At 49.0% G+C, this 19,042-nt stretch carries 19 protein-coding genes; 16 read left to right on the forward strand and 3 right to left on the reverse strand.

Going from position 1 to position 19,042, the window contains the following annotated elements:
• Positions 1–303: 303 nt before the first annotated feature.
• A complete protein-coding gene (locus WFI24_RS01855; protein ID WP_336758303.1) occupies positions 304–804 on the reverse strand; it encodes an AAA family ATPase in 501 nt (166 codons plus the stop codon).
• 82 nt (positions 805–886) lie between these two features.
• Positions 887–2,485 carry a PucR family transcriptional regulator gene (locus tag WFI24_RS01860; RefSeq protein WP_336758305.1) on the reverse strand — a complete coding sequence of 533 codons (1,599 nt, stop codon included), beginning with the start codon at positions 2,483–2,485 and terminating at the stop codon, positions 887–889.
• 272 nt (positions 2,486–2,757) lie between these two features.
• Between WFI24_RS01860 and WFI24_RS01865 the strand changes: the two genes are divergently transcribed.
• The 15 genes from WFI24_RS01865 (at position 2,758) to WFI24_RS01935 (ending at position 17,762) form a co-directional block, all read left to right on the forward strand.
• Positions 2,758–3,555: an ABC transporter ATP-binding protein gene (locus WFI24_RS01865; RefSeq protein ID WP_336758307.1), complete on the forward strand. Its 798-nt coding sequence runs from the start codon at positions 2,758–2,760 to the stop codon at positions 3,553–3,555.
• Positions 3,556–3,585: 30 nt separating this feature from the next.
• Positions 3,586–4,464, forward strand: a complete 879-nt coding sequence (locus WFI24_RS01870; protein WP_336758309.1) for an ABC transporter permease — start codon at positions 3,586–3,588, stop codon at positions 4,462–4,464.
• A 26-nt stretch (positions 4,465–4,490) separates the two neighbouring features.
• Positions 4,491–5,519, forward strand: a complete 1,029-nt coding sequence (locus WFI24_RS01875; protein WP_336758311.1) for an ABC transporter substrate-binding protein — start codon at positions 4,491–4,493, stop codon at positions 5,517–5,519.
• A 62-nt stretch (positions 5,520–5,581) separates the two neighbouring features.
• Positions 5,582–6,394, forward strand: coding sequence for a cysteine hydrolase family protein (locus tag WFI24_RS01880; RefSeq protein ID WP_336758313.1), 813 nt, complete (start codon positions 5,582–5,584; stop codon positions 6,392–6,394).
• Between the two features lie 21 nt (positions 6,395–6,415).
• Positions 6,416–7,603: an amidase gene (locus tag WFI24_RS01885; RefSeq protein ID WP_336758315.1), complete on the forward strand. Its 1,188-nt coding sequence runs from the start codon at positions 6,416–6,418 to the stop codon at positions 7,601–7,603.
• Positions 7,604–7,678: 75 nt separating this feature from the next.
• The gene (locus WFI24_RS01890) at positions 7,679–8,521 is read left to right on the forward strand and encodes a creatininase family protein (protein WP_336758316.1); all 843 of its coding nucleotides are present in this window, start codon (positions 7,679–7,681) and stop codon (positions 8,519–8,521) included.
• Positions 8,518–9,384 (forward strand): fumarylacetoacetate hydrolase family protein, encoded by an 867-nt coding sequence (locus WFI24_RS01895; RefSeq protein ID WP_336758318.1) that lies wholly within the window; start codon positions 8,518–8,520, stop codon positions 9,382–9,384. Before WFI24_RS01890 ends, WFI24_RS01895 begins: the two co-directional genes overlap by 4 nt.
• A gap of 35 nt (positions 9,385–9,419) precedes the next feature.
• Complete coding sequence (locus WFI24_RS01900) at positions 9,420–10,436, forward strand: ABC transporter substrate-binding protein (RefSeq protein ID WP_336758320.1); 1,017 nt, start codon at positions 9,420–9,422, stop codon at positions 10,434–10,436.
• A 48-nt stretch (positions 10,437–10,484) separates the two neighbouring features.
• A complete protein-coding gene (locus WFI24_RS01905; protein ID WP_336758322.1) occupies positions 10,485–11,819 on the forward strand; it encodes an FAD-binding oxidoreductase in 1,335 nt (444 codons plus the stop codon).
• Between the two features lie 96 nt (positions 11,820–11,915).
• Positions 11,916–13,598: a CocE/NonD family hydrolase gene (locus WFI24_RS01910; RefSeq protein WP_336758324.1), complete on the forward strand. Its 1,683-nt coding sequence runs from the start codon at positions 11,916–11,918 to the stop codon at positions 13,596–13,598.
• A 45-nt stretch (positions 13,599–13,643) separates the two neighbouring features.
• Complete coding sequence (locus tag WFI24_RS01915; protein ID WP_090898515.1) at positions 13,644–14,084, forward strand: cupin domain-containing protein; 441 nt, start codon at positions 13,644–13,646, stop codon at positions 14,082–14,084.
• Positions 14,081–15,409: an amidohydrolase family protein gene (locus WFI24_RS01920; RefSeq protein ID WP_336758328.1), complete on the forward strand. Its 1,329-nt coding sequence runs from the start codon at positions 14,081–14,083 to the stop codon at positions 15,407–15,409. The genes WFI24_RS01915 and WFI24_RS01920 overlap by 4 nt, the downstream gene beginning before the upstream one ends.
• A 57-nt stretch (positions 15,410–15,466) precedes the next feature.
• Positions 15,467–17,047: a gamma-glutamyltransferase gene (gene ggt, locus WFI24_RS01925; RefSeq protein WP_336758761.1), complete on the forward strand. Its 1,581-nt coding sequence runs from the start codon at positions 15,467–15,469 to the stop codon at positions 17,045–17,047.
• Positions 17,048–17,072: 25 nt separating this feature from the next.
• Complete coding sequence (locus WFI24_RS01930; protein WP_336758329.1) at positions 17,073–17,237, forward strand: hypothetical protein; 165 nt, start codon at positions 17,073–17,075, stop codon at positions 17,235–17,237.
• Positions 17,238–17,399: 162 nt separating this feature from the next.
• Complete coding sequence (locus WFI24_RS01935; RefSeq protein WP_145321572.1) at positions 17,400–17,762, forward strand: VOC family protein; 363 nt, start codon at positions 17,400–17,402, stop codon at positions 17,760–17,762.
• A gap of 57 nt (positions 17,763–17,819) precedes the next feature.
• On the opposite strand, the gene WFI24_RS01940 is transcribed toward WFI24_RS01935, so the two are convergent.
• The gene (locus tag WFI24_RS01940) at positions 17,820–18,254 is read right to left on the reverse strand and encodes an Rrf2 family transcriptional regulator (protein ID WP_336758330.1); all 435 of its coding nucleotides are present in this window, start codon (positions 18,252–18,254) and stop codon (positions 17,820–17,822) included.
• A 259-nt stretch (positions 18,255–18,513) separates the two neighbouring features.
• Here WFI24_RS01940 and WFI24_RS01945 point away from each other — a divergent pair, with 259 nt between their 5' ends.
• Entirely contained in the window at positions 18,514–18,933 is a 420-nt protein-coding gene (locus WFI24_RS01945; protein ID WP_336758332.1) for a hypothetical protein, read from the forward strand.
• Positions 18,934–19,042 lie beyond the last annotated feature (109 nt).

A 19,042-nucleotide genomic window follows, 5' to 3' on the forward strand; every position in this document is an offset into this window, starting at 1 on the left:
TCATTTCCACGGGTTTAATCGTGTCCTTGTGACCAATTCCACTAATTTTGCGGGATTAATCATTTTTGAAGATTGCATCTTTTTTTGCGTTCTTTCAGTAATAGTTTCCATAAAATCTTGGCTTCAAATAACTTGATGGTTGGGCTCGATAATTATATATTGATCCTGCCACCTAAGAATAAAAGATAGGCGTATATCTAATCGTCATCTTGCCCTTCAATTCACTAAACTAACGGGCAGTTTAGTTTAACAAGGAACTTAGATTGGTCGAACTGGGCGGTTTTGTACAGTGCGAAGAAGTGATCAGCTAGTGGAGTTGGCAATGAGCTCAAGCTCGGTTACAACTTCATCAAGCGGCTTCCTGGTGTCGATCTCAAAAGTAGCTCCAGCACGTAAGAGAGGCTCAACACTAGCGACGTATTGCATAATTTCTTCACGTTGTTCGACAGTTTTTCCATAATCGTTCGTCTTACGGGAAGCCATACGTTCAAGGATTACTTCGAGGGGGGCACTTAACAACACTACTGCATCAAACATCGGGTAAAACCTTCCCTGATTTGATACACAACCCGAAATGAATAAAGTACCTTCGCTATGTTCAGTGAGCAGCTCATCGATTCGATTCTCGTGCCATAACCACCCAGAACCATCCACATTCTCACTCCAACCATCATAATCGGTGTCGATAATTCTATGCCCCCTAAGAGCAAGTTCGCCCAGAACCGTTGATTTACCTGTACCCGACATCCCTGTAACCAGAATTATCGCCTTCTTTTTTGATATTGAGCCCGAAGTATTTGTCATATTTTCGCTCCCTTTTTAAGAAAGTCCTTTGGACTACATTAACACATAAAGGCGATAAAGGAAGTTAAGTTAATTAATTCACTCAAATTGGTCTCTCGGGTGACATCAAATGCCTAAACATAAGTCCCAGCTTTAAGTGAAGCAGATGATCTGTATTCTTCAAATCCAGATTCAGCAGCCCCGAAATTTTCTCCAGCCTGTACAGCACTGTGTTGCGATGGATATACAGCTCACGTGCAGTTTCATTCACTTGGCCGTTGTTGGCGAAATAGGCTTCAAGTGTGTGCATCATCTCGCTGGTGTAATCCTCTTCTTTGTCCAGCAGTGGACGGAATAAATAAGAGCAATACCTGACCATAACCTCCTGTGGAATATGCTTGAAGAGATAAATAAACTCCAGGTCAGCAAACATGACAACCGGTTCGCTTAAACCAAGCTCCGTACTGATTCTCTCAGCCTCTCCGCACTCCCGGAAGCCGTCGATGAACTCCTCCATGCCCGTTCTCACTTTACTGATATAACATGTCCTTATTCCGTGGTCCCATGAATGCATCAAATCCGCATACAAACGTACCGAATTCTCATACTTACTTCGATCCTTGGCCTCTTCTTCTAGAAGGGGGAATAGTGAATATACGCGGTTCATCACATAAAAATGATGGGATTCCGAGGAGGTCGTTTTGGGATGATCCTGGAGTCTATTCTGAATCTCCCTCAGTTTGCGTCTCTGACTCTCATGGTCCCAAGCATCCGCTCTTGTGGAAGATACCATGCATACGTAAGAAGTGCTCCAAAATGTGCTTCCCAATGCTTCCGCGAATTCGAGCACCGTTTTCAGAGAGGCGTTCCCCTTTAAGTAACGTTCCATGGCCATGCCAAGACGACTGCCCGCCGCAGTAGCCTCCTGATTCTGGATGACCTCCAGATGATAGGAAAGAATAACGGCAGCTTGGTGAAAAATGCCCTCCATTTCATGTGCTTCCAGCAGATTTTCAGTTTGTATCAGCAAGTAACCGTATGACTTTCCGTTTTTCAGCAGGGGGACCCGATACAACAGATTGTTGGCCGACTTATAAAACCGATTGTCCAGATTCCAGGGCCAGTCGCTTAACAGTTCCATTTCGGAACAGCGTGTCATGTTATACAAGGTCTGTCCGTCAGAGGTAACGATGGCTAAAGGAACCCCTAAAATGCTTGTGATACTTTGAAAATAATTGGTGTACTCATCCGCCTGCATCGCAAAATCAACAAGCTTCTTCTGCGTTTCAAGCAATTCATTCAGCCGGCGGGTATCGCGTTGGAACTCGGATTGGTAGAGAGCGGTGATCTGCTCGGAGAAGGTGAATTCAAAAGGCAGCTCAATTAGGGGCAAGCCCAGCCGATCGGCTTCCAGCAGGGCTATCTCTGGTATTTCCGCCCAGTATCGACCAAGCTTGATGCCCAGCCCGGAGGCCCCACGTTCATTCAGCTTTTGCAGCAAATTAACAAATTCCTCGGGTGAATCCCTAATCGCATAAGCTGTAGTCAACAATAGTTCCCCTTCTTTCATCCAGTTGATCACATCCGGCGCATCCATCAAGTTGATGGAGCTAATCGTTCGAGAAATTCCTTTTTTACCGGCTGCCAACTTCCCTTCCGATAACGGGTACACCGCCAACGCGTCTTCTATAGTTAAATGCATGTCAATCCATCCTCCTAAACGATACATATCTGAATCAGGTACCGGACACGACGTAACTTTTTAAGCAATTATATAGGTTCTTGTCGAATTCCTGCAATCATTTTTGTAATGTATATGTTATATAAGTTGACTCGATATATGATTTTCACTGTTTTTGAACCAATGTAAAGCGTATACCGTTAGATAAAAAACCAAAATTGTGTGAGGAATATTTACACGCTTATTTTTTGGCTTTATGATAGGACCAACTTCAAAGAGAAGAGGGGATTCAGATGCAGCTCACCCAAAATCAACAGGCAGCGGCCCAAAAGGACAGCCGTTCCATGCTTGTAATCGATGATGTCGGCAAAATCTACCCCAATGGCACTGTAGCTGTGCAGCATGCGAATCTGCATGTGGGGGAAGGGGAATTTCTGTGTTTTGTCGGCCCTTCCGGTTGCGGGAAATCTACCATCTTTAATATGATTGCCGGTTTGACGGAACCGACCTCCGGTCACCTGACCGTGCTGGGTACCACGCCAAAGGAAGCACGTAAACAGAATGAGATTGCCTTTGTATTTCAGGAGCATACCCTGCTACCATGGGCCAAGCTAATTGATAATGTCACCATGCCTCTTACTTTGCGTGGCGTATCTAGGAAGGAGCGTGTTACCGAAGGGGAGCGGGTTCTTGAGCTGGTAGGCCTGAAGGATTATATGAAGGTGCTGCCCCGTGAGTTGTCAGGCGGAATGAAGATGAGGGTATCTATTGCACGAGCGTTGATATCCCGTCCCAAGCTGCTGTTAATGGACGAACCGTTTGGCGCCCTTGATGAAATTACAAGGCAGACGCTGCAGAATGAACTGCTAAATATTTGGGAACAGGACAAAAAGATGTCGGTTCTGTTCATTACGCATAACGTGTTTGAAAGTGTGTTCCTATCGACGAAAGTCGTGGTGATGACGCCTCGTCCCGGTAAAATTTCGGATTTCATCGATATTCCGTTTGCTTATCCGAGGGATGACGAATTCCGGACCCAGCCTGAATTCGGTGAATATGTGCGCAGCGTGTCCAATGTACTGAAACATTGATAGCCAGAAATGAGAGGAGAGGGAAGCAAGATGGAAGAGATGGTAGCTAATCCAGCCGTTGAAACGACACCAGGTATCCGAGCTTCTGGGAAGGACAATGCCCGCGGCCATCATCCGGCAGAAGAGAGCCAAGTCATTGGACTGCTGAAAAAAATTCTGCCGCCAATAGTCGTGTTCGTCCTGTTTATCGGCGGATGGGAATTAATCGTGCGGCTACTGGGAATGCCCCCGTATATCTTGCCCAAGCCATCCGATATTGCCACAGCCGCTGCTGAGAACTTCACGAATCTGATTACGTCGGTAAGCACAACCATTGTTGAGGCGTTGATCGGTTTTACGATCAGTGTAGTGCTCGGTATTTCATTAGCCATTTTGCTGGCCCTGTCCAAAACAGTGGAAAAAAGTGTATATCCATATGCTATTATCTTGCAAACTATACCGGTCGTTGCGGTAGCGCCAATCATTGTGATCTGGTTCGGAGCGGGAATAAATGCCATTGTGATCATCTCATTCTTAATTAGCTTTTTCCCGATTTTATCGAATACACTGATCGGATTGAACTCAACGGATCAGAACATGAAGAATTTATTCTATTTGTATAATGCAAGCAAGCTGCAAACCATTTGGAGGCTGAGATTTCCGGCGGCACTCCCGTACATTATGGCAGGGCTGAAAATTTCATGCTCCAGTTCGGTTGTCGGAGCGATCGTGGGTGAATACATTGCAGGCATTGGTGGCGGACAAGGCGGACTCGGTTACGGGATTACCGTTGCGGCAACCCGCCTGCAAACTCCTTATCTGTTCGCCTGCGGTTTAGCGGCATCCGCCCTAGGAATCGCATTTTTCTTGATCATCAACATGGTGTCGAACAAACTTTTGAAGTCCTGGCATGAATCAGCAATGAAATGATACCAGAACCGGGGGAGATATCCAACATGTCCAAACATCATATGAACTTTCGTTACAAGAAATGGCTGCTGTCGGCTACTTCTTTGATCATACTGCTTCTGAGCGCATGCTCCAACTCTTCCGCTCTACAATCCGCCGCCCCGGCGAGAGGGGAAGCCGGAACAGATTTGAAGCAGGTGAAACTGATCGAGGGCTGGTACGCCAAAGGAGAAGATGGAGGCTATTTTGCGGCTTTGCAGCAGAACTTTTATAAGGACAAAGGGATCGACATGACGATTCAGCCCGGAGGCCCCGAGGTGTCAACCATGCAGCTTGTCGCTGCTGGCAAAGCTGAATTCGGCATCTCTTATGCGGATGAAATTTTGAAGGCGCGGGAACAGGGAATCCCTGTTGTCGGTATCCTTGCCGGTTTTCAAAGCACACCGCAGGTTCTGATGTACCACAAGGGGGAGAACATTCAGGATTTCACAGACCTGAACGGCAAAACCGTATACATCGGTACAGCGGTGCCTTACTGGGAATATATCAAGAGCCAATACAATCTGACAGATGTAAAAGAAATGAAGTATAACGGGCAGCTTGTCAATTTTATCAATGATCCCCGTTCGCTCAATCAGGGTTACATCACGAATGAGCCTTACGCACTTTCTCAGCAGGGGGTTGAGGTGGACTATCTGAAAATCGCCGATTCCGGTTATGCGAACTATGCAGACGTTCTTTTTACGACTGAAGATTACCTCAAAGAGCACCCTGATGTCATTGAAGCTGTGGTGCAGGCAAGTCAGAAAGGTTGGAGCTATTATCTAGACAACTATGAAAAGGTAAACCCGTTTATTCAAACCTACAATCCCGATATGACGGTAGAAGCAATGAATTACGAGGCAGTGCAGGAAAAACCCTTTATTCTTAACAAGGATTCCGAGGCAAATGGTATTGGTTACATGACAAAGGAACGCTGGAGCACCCTGCAGGATCAGATGATCAAGGGCGGAGGATTAACGAAGGCACTAGATGTTACCCAGGCGTTTACAACCGAGTATCTGATGAAGCCATAAACCTGGACCAAAAGTATTTGATGCCTCAAATCAGAAATTTCAGAAAAATGAGGGGACTTTATATGTTCAAACTTGGAAATCGAAAGAGCTATTGGCAAGTGTCCGAAACGCTGGTGGATCTAAGGCGAACGCAAAAGTATGGCAAGTCAGTAACCCTCCCTGCACAGCCGCAGGAAGTCATATTTGATCTCGAGCATACGGCAGTTATTGTCATCGATATGCAGAATGATTTCTGTACACCGGGTGGATGGCTGGATTCCATTGGGGTCGATACCTCGCCGCTCCTTAACCCGGTCAGCCGGCTGAACCGACTGGTGCCCGAGCTGCGCAAAGCGGGAGTGCCTATAATATGGGTGAACTGGGGCAACCGGGAAGACCGAATGAACGTGCCGCCATCCGTACTCCATGTGTACAATTTGGATGGACGGGGCAACGGCATCGGGGACCCGCTGCCGGGGAACGGCTCCAAGGTGCTGGAGAAAGGCAGTTGGGGAACGGCAATTGTCGATGGCTTGGATTCATCCCCCGATGATATCTATGTGGATAAATACCGCATGAGTGGGTTTTGGGATACACCACTGGACAGTATTCTACGCAATCTCAATATTCAAACGGTGTTGTTTGCCGGGGTAAATCTCGATCAGTGTGTCATGCATACCCTGCAGGACGCAGCTTGTCTCGGATATGACGGCATACTTCTGGAGGATTGCTCGGCAACAAGCTCCCCAGATTTCTGCATAGAAGCGACATTGTACAATATCAAGCAATGTTATGGCTTCGTTACGGATTCCACCTGGTTGGTAAAAGAGCTGAGCGGGGCAGCGACCCCTATAGAGAGAAACACATCGGAAAAGCTGGCATCGCTAGAAGGCTGAGCGGAAGGATGGGATGACGCAATGAAGGACCAATGGAACGCCATTGTCAACCAGATGGTAGTTGAACCGACAGGACAGGGTAGGCTGAACGGACTCAGCTTTATGGTCAAGGATGTGTTTGCCGTACGTGACATTACAAATGGCGCCGGTAATCCATGTTGGCTCCAGACGCATGAGCCGGCGACGGAACACGCGGAAACACTCAACCTGCTATTGCAGCAAGGAGCACGACTAACGGGGATGACGCATACGGATGAGCTGATGTTCAGCTTGAATGGTGAAAATGTTCATTATGGAACACCAGTGAATCCAAGGGCACCCGATCTTATCCCTGGCGGTTCATCTAGCGGATCGGCGGTTGCTGTCGCCGCTGGGCTTGCTGACTTTTCCCTTGGAACGGATACGGGAGGATCGGTACGTGTGCCATCTTCGTACTGTGGAATTTATGGAATGCGTCCATCGCATGGCATTGTCTCCGAGAAAGGCGTTATCCCACTCGCTCCCAGCTTCGACACCGTTGGCTGGATGGCACGCGATCTCGAGACGCTGTGCCGGGTAGGTGAAGTGCTTTTGCCGCATACAGACTCGGGTACAGGCTTTAGCCGGGTGCTCATCGGTGAGGATGCGTGGGAGCTGGCTGACACTGAGAGCAAAGAGGCACTTACCCCTTACCTGAAGTTGCTGAGCGGCCTGGCTGCGAGCCATGAAACTATTCGCATCGCCCCGCAGGGTCTGCCTGAATGGATGACCATGTTCAGGACGATCCAGGGCTATGAAATATGGCAGGAGCACAGGGCGTGGATTGAACGTGAGCAGCCGATCTTCGGACCAGATACAGCCGGGCGATTCTCCTGGGCAAGCACCGTTGAACGTGCCGATCAGGAGAAGGCAACCAAACGCCGAATTGAGGTATGCAAGCACATGGCTGACCTGCTCAGAACAGATACGGTGCTTGTGATTCCAACGACGACTGGAGCGGCCCCGAAGCTGGGAATGGGAGGACCTTTAATTGAAGAACGAAGAGTAAAAACGATGCGGTTGACCTGCATTGCCGGCTTGTCGGGTCTGCCCCAGCTTACGATCCCCGCTGCCGAGGTACTGGGTTGCCCGGTCGGTATTTCGATCATCGCCGGTCCGGGACAGGATCAACGTCTGCTGGAATGGGCCACATCCCTTTTTCCAGCGGTAAATTCAGCAGTAAAAGGATAAGAGCATCATTCGATAAATAAGGACATTAAGCTACGCGGAAAGAACATCAAAGCCACAGGAGAAAGGGTGTCAGTTATGTTTCAACGATATGAAGGAACAGCGTGGGAGGAGCGCTTTTTGCCCCGTCTGACAAGCAAACAGGTCCAAGAACTGCCGAAGGATAAGGCGCTGGTTATTCTGCCGGTCGGAGCTGTGGAGCAGCATGGACCCCATCTGCCTGTATATACGGACACTCTGATTGGGGAAGCGACATTAACACAAACGCTGGAGCGGGTGCGAGCGGATAAGGAGATCTGGCTGCTGCCTCCGGTCTCGTATGGCAAAAGCAATGAACATATCGGTCTTCCGGGCACCATTTCCTTATCGGCGAGCACACTGCATGCCATCATGCTGGACATTGCAGAAAGTCTGAAGGCCAGTGGTTTTCGCAAGTTGCTGTTGTTTAATACCCATGGCGGCAACGTGGATTTGCTGAATACGGTATCCCGAGAAATACGGATCAGAACGGGGATGATGGTTTTCTATCTCAGTCCCAGCAGTCTGAATGTAGCAGAGGATCTCCTGTCTTCCGAGGAGCTGGAATACGGTATTCATGGTGGCGATTATGAAACTTCTCTCGTAATGTCCATCAAACCGGACTGGGTGAAGAAGGAGTTCCTCGTCAAAGAGCTTCCTGATATGTCCTCTTACCGCTTTCTTACATTAGAAGGGAAAATTCGCTTCGCCTGGAAGATGGCTGACATCTCCGCTACCGGCATTGCTGGTGATGCTACGACGGCCACACCTGAAAAAGGCAGCATTATTCAGGATAGAATCTCAACGATTTTGTCGGAGGCGCTGGAGGAACTGTGTGATTTTGAAATCACCGATGTCCGCGGGACTGAACCGGTTCAGCAGCCAGCAGGAAGCACCCCGTGAAGCTCGTCAGTCTGAAACACGACGATGGTGAACAGGCAGCGATTGAACACGGGGGACGATTCTTTCTTCTGGAGGAGATCAACAGGGTGGAAGGAAGCACATGGGGAACCTCCATAATGGAAGTCTTGCAGCAAGGCCAGCTAGAGGAGCTTGTCCAGTGGTATCAGAAGCACGGGGACAGAACAATTTCATCTATCCCTTTCATACCTTCAGAGGAAGCCACACCTGCTCCTCTCTTCCGCCACCCTCGTAAGATCTGGGGAATTGGCATGAATTATGTGCAGAAAGCGATCGATCTTGCATCCACTCCTCCAGAGCGTGAGCCGGTCTGCTTCATGAAGCCGGACTCAAGCCTGATCGGACCGGAAGAGTATATCCAGCTGACAGCTCAGGATGTAAATGTGACATCAGAAGCAGAGCTTGGCATTATCATCGGCCGAAGCTGTAAAAATGTGCCGGAAGAACGTGCGCAGGAGGTTATTGCCGGTTTTGCCGCAACGCTGGATATGACTAACCAGGACATTCACGCACGGAACCCCAGATTCCTGCAGCGATCCAAGGTATTCGATACATTTTTCAGTCTTGGACCACAGCTAATAACACCTGACGAAATAGGCGATCTGCAGAGCCTCGTCGTTGAAACTGTGTTGAATGACGAGGTTATTCATAGCAATACGGTGTCTCGCATGATTTATCATCCATGGTTCATTGTCTCGTATTTTTCACAGATGATGACTCTCCATCCGGGAGATGTGATCATGACGGGCACACCTGGTTCCGTCCGGATTCAGCAAGGAGATGTCGCAGAGTGTAGAATCAGTGGCTTTATGACGCTTCGAAATCCGGTAGGGGAAGTAAAATAAATCATCAGTAATTTTCCTTGGGGAGTGGTAATGAGATGAACAAGTACAGACAAAAGGGCACTGTAGTTTTACTCGCAGCACTGTTTTCCTTATCCACATTGCTTGCGGCTTGCGGGAATCAGCCAACTGCTCAGAATGCCTCTGCTACGGGGGGAACCGAGGAACTCACGGAAATTACACAGGTGACGAACTGGTTTGCACAAGCGGAGCATGGGGGTCTATATGCGGCAAAGGAACAAGGATATTACAATGAGGCTGGTCTCGATATGACCATCCAAGCAGGTGGTCCGCAGGTGTCTCCAACACAGATCGTGGCTTCCGGCAAGGCGCAGTTCGGACTTGCTACAGCGGATCAATTGCTGGTCGCTCGTGAAGAAGGAATCCCCCTTGTAGCGATTGCGACGATATTCCAGAAAAGCCCGCAGGGACTTATGGTTCATGCCAACCAGAACATGTCCTCCCTGGCCGATTTGAACAACCGCTCTGTTTACGTGGGAACGGGCTCGGTGTTCTGGGATTTTGTGAAGAGTAAATACCAATTGGGTAACGTGAAGGAATTGGCTTATACCGGTTCTCTGGCTCCTTTTGTAGCCAATGAAACGGTTGCCATTCAGGGATATGTAACCAGTGAGCCGTACGAGATGAAGCAGCAGAATGTAGACATTGATTTCCTACTACTGGCGGATGCCGGTTATAACCCGTATTCCAATGTGCTGTTCACCACGGAGCAGTATATCCAGGATCATCCTGATATTGTGCGTGGTTATGTCGAGGCTTCGATGAAGGGCTGGGATTATTACAAGACCAATTATGATACCGTGAATGACGTCATTTTAAAGGAAAACCCTGATTTTACGAAAGAAAAGCTGAACTATGCCGCTGAAACGCTTATCCCGTTCGTGTACGAAGGTGATGCGGCGGAACACGGTGTTGGTTACATGACAGAGGAACGCTGGGCGGAGCTCGGAAAGCAGCTAAAGGAGATTGGGGCATTGAAAGAGGAGCCTGATGTCAGCAAAGTATTTACGGATGAGTTCTTGCCGAATTCCTAAGAGATTCCTTTAGGAGATCAGTTTTACAACATACGGGAGGGGAACCGAATGAATGAACATTGGATAGCCGTATTGAAAGAACGCATGGATCCGGAATTGCTGCAGTGGGAGGAGGCGGCGCTTGCCAAATATTCGATGGATTATCATCACTTCTCTCCTGTGCTGGCCAGTCAGCTGCAGGGGAAGGTCGCCGAGTGCATCGCCAGTCCGCGCACCGAGGAAGAGCTTGACGATCTGCTCTCCATTGCAGCAGAGCTGGGAGTTCCGCTGACCATCAGGGGGAACGGCACCGGCAACTACGGTCAATGCGTTCCGGTCACAGGCGGAATCGTCCTGAATCTGGCCAAATACAACAAGGTGCTCGAAATGGGAGAAGGCACGATGCGGATCCAGGCCGGGGCTAGACTCGGCAAAATGGAATCCACTGCCCGCAAGGCAGGGTATGAGCTGCGCACGATGCCTTCCACCTTTCAATCAGCGACGATCGGCGGTTTTTTATGCGGCGGTTTTGGCGGTATCGGTTCGATCAGCTGGGGGACGATCTGGGATGGGCTGGTACGTTCTCTAAAAATCAAGACCGTTGAGGTTCATCCCCGTACCATTGAGCTCCAGGGGGACGAAGTGCTGCCTTACCTGCATACTTACGGTACAATCGGCATTTTATCCGAAGTGGAAATCAATCTGGCTCCCCGGGTGGAATGGATGCAGTGGGCAGTAACCTTTGACAGGTTTGAACAGGCTTTTCGCTTCGGGCAGTCGGTTGCTGAGGACACTTCCTTGGTGAAAAGGCTAATCTCCATTCATGAATGGCCGGTTCCGTCCTATTTTCTTCCGCTTGATCTCCCCGCTGGTCGTGCTGTTGTATTGCTTGAAGTGGATACAGCTAACGAATCCCAACTTGAACGTATCCTACCGGAATATGAAGGTCATATGGTTATGAAGGTCTCTGCCGAGCAGTATCACAAAGGTGTAGGGGTCTCCGATTTCACATGGAATCATACGACTTTGTGGGCGCGCAAGGCAGACCCCGGCTTAACCTACCTGCAGCTGAATTTTGATCCATCCTGTGCCCTTGAGCAAATCTCATCTATGAAAAAGGAATATCCGGAAGTGATGAATCATATCGAATTTGCCCGGCAAAACGGAAATTTGCTGATCTCTGGCCTGCCACTGGTTCCCTTCACAACGGAGGAAAACCTGAATCAGTTGATGGAACTTTACGAGGAAAATCGGGTTATAGTCAATAATCCACATACTTGGGATTTGAAGGAAGGCGGGCGATCATACGCCCATGATCGTTTGTGGGAAATCAAACATCGTAACGATCCGAAGGGAATTTTGAATCAGGAGAAATTAAAGCGTTCGGCTGTTAGCGGTGTCTGATCAACGGGTGACGGAAGAATGGCGCAACCTGCAGCAGTTAACGTGCCATGCGGATTTTTATAGTCAATCCGTATCTACAGCAAAGGAGCGAGTTGCATGAAATTTGGAAATGTGGTCATCCGCCGAAAGGTTCCTTGCACGATGCGCGACGGCATAACGTTGTATTCAGATATATACCTGCCGGACGAGACAGAAGAATTTCCTGTGCTGCTGATGCGCCAGCCTTACGGCCGGTCCATTGCGTCTACCGTTACACATGCCCATCCCGTCTGGTATGCCAGTAAGGGGTACATCGTAGTAATCCAGGACGTTAGAGGGCGGGGAGAGTCGGAAGGCGAATTTAATCCGTTTGTTCAAGAAGCAGAGGACGGATTTGATACCATCGAATGGGCAGCCGGTCTGTCCGGCTCGACCGGGAAAGTAGGCATGTACGGTTTCTCTTATCAAGGCCTAACACAATGGGCAGCAGCTTCCCTTCACCCCCCTGCGCTCAAGGCGATTGCACCGAGCATGTGTCCGGCAGACATGTATCATGGCTTATTTTACCCGCATGGCTCCTTCGCACTTGGCAATCATCTGCCGTGGGCTTTCCAGCTGGCTCGTGACACGGCACAAAGAGCGGGTGACTTCGAAACGGCAGAGCAATGCTCCCGATTGATGCGCAGCCCCGAGGAGATGCTTTGGAAAATGCCATTGAATGAAAAAGATCCGATTCTAGAGCAATACTTTCCCGCATTTTATGATTGGATTGGTCATCAAACGTACGATGAGTACTGGGAGCGGATGAACTGGATCGACGAGATCGCCCGGAAACCGGTGCCGGCGTTGCATATTGGGGGCTGGTATGACGGTTTCCTCATGGGCACGTTGCAGTCGTTCGAGGCTCTGCAAACTACGGCCACTTCGGATTGTTTCCATCGGCTCATTGTCGGCCCGTGGGCTCACATTCCATGGGGACGCAGAGCGGGCGGAATCGACCATGGAGAGCAAGCGGATGGTGGTCATCATCTGGAGCAGCTGCGCTGGTTTGATTATTGGCTGAAGGGCAAGGAAGACATCGAATTGCCTGGTGAACTGCCGATCCGATATTTTGACCAATTGAGTCGTGAATGGCATACGGCGGAACAGCTGCCTTCTGTATTTGAGGATGGGTCCTCTCCGTCCGAATCTTTTTATCTGTCGGGGTCACAGACCCCGGCGAACGGTGCGGCAGGAGGGGGGAGACTCGAAAAGCATAAGGAAGATGTGGAGGAAGCTGTGCCGGATGTATTCGTATTCGACTCGCGTCTGCCAATGCGTCTGGACTCTTACCTGCCGTCCGACCGAGCTGCCATTCAGGAACGGCAAGAGATTCTGGTATATACGGGAGGACCGCTTGCAGAGGATATCCCGATTTTTGGGTCCCCGGAATTGACCGTTCAGTACCAAACATTGGGAGGACCTACGGATCTGGTGGCCATCCTCACGACCGTATCCGAGAAAGGGACGGCCCGGCTACTGAGTGTGGGTCGCACGGAAATCTGCAGTGAAGGAGCAGATGCCTCCAATGAATGGAGAATGGCGCGGATTCGGCTGCGTCCCTTGGCTGCTACCCTGCCGGCTGGCTCGTATGTCCGGCTTGAGTTGACAGGCAGCGCCTTCCCGTTATTCGCCCGGCATCCGAACGGTGTCTGGGATGAGACGAACAGCACGGGAACAGGTGGGTTGAAGATTGCCACCACGGCTGTTCGCAGTACTGAACAGGACATATCCTGTTTGAAGCTGCCGTTGAAAAGATGAAAAGCGAAGCATAAATTAAATCAATCAAAGTGAGGTTGAATGTATATGGTGAACATTCCAGGTCTGGTTGCTGGTAACTTTGAGAATTGTCCCGTCCACAAAATTTCCGCACAGGATACGAACAAGTTCATTTTACTGTGCGACAGGGAGCAGGTTCCTTTCACTTCATTTGTGGAGATCTTCGAGGTTGGAGGCAGAACTCCATCCAATGAACACCGGGAAGCTTATGAATATTTTTATGTGTTAAAAGGGGAGGGGCTTGCCAAAGTTGGAAACGAATATGAGACTCCGATCCGCCAAGGCTCATTCATTATTATTCCACCGGGCAACCATCACGATATTATCAACACGGGCAGTACACGTCTGTATTGTCTGACGACGATGGTACCGGACGAAATGTTCTCGGATATGATCAAAGCAGGTCCTGCCACCGAGCTGGATGAGGAGGATCTGGCCGTGCTTCAGGCACTGGCTACCGCGCAATGAGTGCAGAGCTGCGCTTCATTAATGTTCGCCTTCCGCACCGAGAAGACCTGTGTCTTTATGAAGTAAAGGCGAAGGATGGAAAATGGGTTAGCGTCCGTCGGCAGGACCGTTTCCTTGTTGCACGGGAAAGTGGTGCTTCCCGTCTGCTGGTCCCGCATCAGGCCGGATCGGATCTAAAACGGTTGGCAGACGCGGATTGCATCGATCTGCAGGGCGGCATAATGCTTCCTGGCCTGGTTGACTGTCATATGCATCTGGATAAAGCTTTTTCGCTTGAGCAGGTGTCGAACCGATCCGGCACACTTCATGAAGCCATTCTTAATTACAGCCAGGCTGTACAGACATTCAGCAAGGAGCAGCTGGCGGAACGCATGCTGACGGCCGCCAGAATGGCACTGAGCTACGGGACCACGACTATAAGAAGCCACCTTGACTTCCCTGTTCATTTGGGGAGAGAGGTGGCCTTTCGGACGATTGAGGCAGCCTTGGAAGTACGGGAGAAGTTGAAGGGCAGTATGTCTATCCAATATGCGCTCATGGTTCCGTTCCGCGGCAATCATGAAGCAGCAGATGAGGCAATCGAGGAAGCACTGCGGATGGGAATTGATGTACTGGGTGGAGCCCCTCATCTGGCAGACGACCCTGAACGGGAGATTGGCAGGATTTTTCGGTTAGCGGAACGTTTCGGCGTACCCATTGATCTGCATGCAGATGAAAGTGATAATCCCGGAAAAAAAACCGTGCTGAGCATCGCAGAGCATACAATTCGCTACGGTTATCAGGGCAGAGTGACGGCAGATCATCTGTGCTCGTTGTCCGCAATGACGGAAAATGATGCACAGCATGTGATGGCGAAGATGAAGGAAGCTGGTTTGAATGCGGTAACGCTGCCTGCGGTGAACCTGTATCTTCAGGGACGGGAAGATCGCGGCCTGGTAAGACGGGGCACAACACGCATTCGCGAGCTGCTTGCAGAAGGCATTCCACTTGCTGCGGCCTCCGACAATATTCAAGACCCGTTCCATCCGTTCGGCCGGGGGGATCTGATACAGATCGCCCAAATCACATCGTATGCGGCCCATATGGGCAGTGAACAGGATTTAGTACAGCTGCTGCGGATGATCACGGAGACACCTGCTGAGATCACAGGCTGCGACGGGTACGGAATAGAAGAAGGGCATGACTGCAACTTTGTCGTAACGGATGCTTCGGATATCACGCAGCTGCTATCAGGTACAAAAATGAGTCGCTGGGTGTATGCCTCCGGCAGATGGCAGTCTGCTTTGCATACAGCGCAGACGTTTGCGTCTGATTTGGTAACATGATTGGCAACAAAAGGGGATTACTGTAAGTTGAACACAGATGAGAAAGAGGGTGGCAAGATGGTTGCACAAGTCACAGGCACACAGACAATGGTAGTCAGTCCTCACTCTTTGGCCAGCGCCGCAGGAGCGCGTATTTTGCAGCAAGGAGGTAACGCCTTTGATGCCGCCGTGGCGGTGAGCGCTTGTCTTGCCGTCGTATACCCACATATGACGGGACTGGGAGGCGATTCCTTCTGGCTGACGTATAGCACCGAAGAGAGAAAAGTCAGGGCATATAACGCGAGTGGACGTTCGGGCAGCCGGATTACCGCCAGCTGCTTTGCCGGCGAATCAGCCATCCCACAGCGGGGACCCCGAAGTGTCATTACCGTGCCGGGTATGGTGGACGGCTGGGATGCCATATTGCAGGAATATGGCTTGAAGACGCTGGCAGAGGTGCTTGAGCCCGCGATCCAATATGCACTGGAGGGCTTCCCGCTGTCGCCGGACCAGCATGTCAATACAGCCGAGCGTTTCGATGTGCTGGCAGCTTATCCACAGACAGCCGCCATCTATCTGCCCGGAGGCAAGATCCCGGAGCAAGGCAGCCGCTTTGTGCAGTCTGCTTTGGGAAGCAGCCTGCTGCAGGTTGCGGACCAGGGCCGAGACGTATTTTATTCAGGCAGTGTTGGTCAGGAGATTGTTCGCTCACTTAAGGAGCAGGGCGGTCTGCTGACACTGGAGGACTTTGCGAGACACACAGGTGAATGGGTGGAACCGGTCAAAGGGAGTTACCGAGGACTTGATCTTTATCAAGTCCCTCCGAACTCACAGGGCTTTACTGGCATAATGGCGCTTCATATTCTCGAACAGTTTGATTTGGAGAGTATAGAGCATGGTTCCTATGAGTACTATCACCTGCTTGTGGAGGCGCTGAAGCTGAGCTTCCGTGACCGCGATCGTTATTTGACAGACCCACAATTTTCCTCCATTCCCCTGGACCGGATGCTATCCAAATCCTATGCCGCGAAGCTGGCGGCCTGCATCGATATGGAGCGAGCTCTGCCGATGGATACCCAGCCGGTAGGCCATGATACGGCTTATGCGGCAGTAGTAGACAGTGAGGGCAATGCCGTTTCATTTATCCAAAGCCTCTATTTTGAGTTCGGCTCGGCTGTGGTTGGGGGAGACACCGGTATTTTGCTGCAGAACCGGGGCTCGTTCTTTTCTCTTGAACCGTCGCATGTGAACAGGCTTGAACCAGGCAAAAGAACTTTTCATACCCTGATGCCAGCGATGGCTTGCCGCGATGGGAAGCCGTATATTTTGTACGGTACCCAGGGAGGAGAAGGTCAGCCGCAGACACAAACCGCGCTGCTGACCCGCATGGTGGATTATCGCATGACCCCCCAGATCGCTGTGCGTGAACCCCGCTGGGTGTGGGGAAGAACATGGGGAGAGGCAACGCAAGAATTGAGAGTGGAAGGCCGAATTGCGGCAGAAGTGCAGCAGCGTTTACGGCTAGCCGGACACGAGGTACACACAGTTGAAGATTTTGCTAGAGTCATGGGACATGCGCATGCCATTATGATCAATGACAATGGCTTCCTGCTCGGGGGCACAGACCCCCGCTGCGATGGTGCGGCTATCGGATGGTAAACCAAAACAGGGGCGAAAGGTCTGGATGCTGCTAGCAACTCGTGTCGAGGTACAAGAACATGGTCACATTGAAGTCGCTATTTTAGCGGCTTTTTTTATTTTATCGGTACAAGTTCTTGTCCCGAGCCAAGGACAGGAACTTGTACCCGATAGCCGAAATGGACAAAAATATGTTCCTATTGCCGATTAGGCGTATATCTAAACGTTGAATCTTACTTCAGCACACGAAACAATAAGCGAAATTACGAGAATACTCATCGAAAAAAATTGACAAAATCAAAATGTTTTTGTATAACTAAGACAGTTATAACCATTGTAGTTATAGTTAGAAAACAAAAAAATGGAGGTTAACATGAAAATCTTAAATCATTTTATCCCCGTTTTTACCGAGCAACTTGAATCAACCGTTGCTTATTATGAATCTCTTGCTAACCGATCTATGGATCGGACGTGGGACATTCCTGAAGCTGGCTTATCTTTAGCCACAGTCTATCCTTACGTTATTGTATCTGGAAGTCCCGATGCCATGGAGCCTGCTAAATCACTCCGTGCCGTGGTGTATGTGGATTCCATGAACGAATTGAAGGAAGAACTAAAAAAACAAAATACCCTTATCATAAGGGATCAGTGTGGTCCTATTGGTCCAAGCATTTTTGTGCAGCATCCCGATGGCAGTTTTATTGAATATGTAGAGCCTGCGCAAGCTACTGTTTGATTGGTGAAAAATTAAAAAATGTAAAATAAAGCTACTCCATACACCGTAGGAGCAGCTTTATTTTACATTTGCCTCTGTTCGTATTTGCTCCACAATCTGAGCTAGGGTAACAGAAGCCAGTTCAAGCTCCATGACCTTCTGCGCATTAGAGAGTTTTGGTAATAGTATCGATTCAATGTTCATACCTACAGAGCAATTGGGGTCAGTATTCTTGTGAAAATTGAAAAGCTGATTTCCTTCCACAGATTCGACCGCTTGAAAGATATCCAGCAGGGTTAATCTTTCGGGCGATACCAGAAGGGAGGCCCCTGCAACTCCTGGTTTTGTTTCAATATACCCTGCTTTTTTGAGCTGGGCCATAATCCTTCTAATTACAACAGGGTTACTGTTGATGCTACGTGCAATCCGATCACCTGTACTATATAGGGGATCCAACGTAATCATCGAGAGAATATGGACTGCCATCGAAAAGCGACTGCTTATTTGTTTCATCTACTCACCTTCTTTGCTACAAAGTATAGTTCCATTTATAGAACAGGTCAATCGACAGTTTTTCAGCAGGTAAATAAAACAATGAAAGCAGCTGACCCATGTGATCGGTTGCTTTTGTTCGTCTAACGAGCAGTTTAGTTCTGTTGTAAAAGGGTTTTTTCTAAGTTTTATAGAAAAGTAAACTAAAGTAAATTAACTTCTTGGGCAATTGCACTCCTTTTACGTTTAACAATACAATTAACAAGGAGGAATCAAAAAAATGGTTAATAGTAAATCTAAGATATTTGGCCTTATTGGTTCAGTACTAATTGTAACAGTAGTTCTTGTTTGTTCTTATCAGATTTATCTCAATGTAGGATATGTTCATCATTATTTTTCGCCAAAATTAACATCTGTTTTTGATGCTGAAGATACCAGAGACGAATGGAATCCTATAATATTTGATGGTAAAGACTCAATTGAATACGATACTGTTTTCTGGGATAAGGCCATCATTAATGATGCAAATAGTGACCGAAACGTGTTATTGAGAGTTAAAGATGCAAAAGGGGCTATTGTTATTGAGGAATTCCAAGTATCTCCTGGGACCAGCAAGCATTTAGATGGCCTGATTAGAGATACAAAGTACTTCTTTGAAATTAAAGCTGAAGAAGGACAATTCATTCTTAATGCAACATAATAAGAACATATTAATATTCGAGCCCCACTTTTGATTATTTTTAGAGAAGAGAGGATTTGGAGATTATAAAAGTAAAATATTCATTCAACTAACGGGAGACTATAGCTTA

Origin of the sequence: Paenibacillus sp. USHLN196, from assembly GCF_037144955.1 — a bacterium.
GTDB classification, from domain to species: domain Bacteria; phylum Bacillota; class Bacilli; order Paenibacillales; family Paenibacillaceae; genus Paenibacillus; species Paenibacillus xylanexedens_C.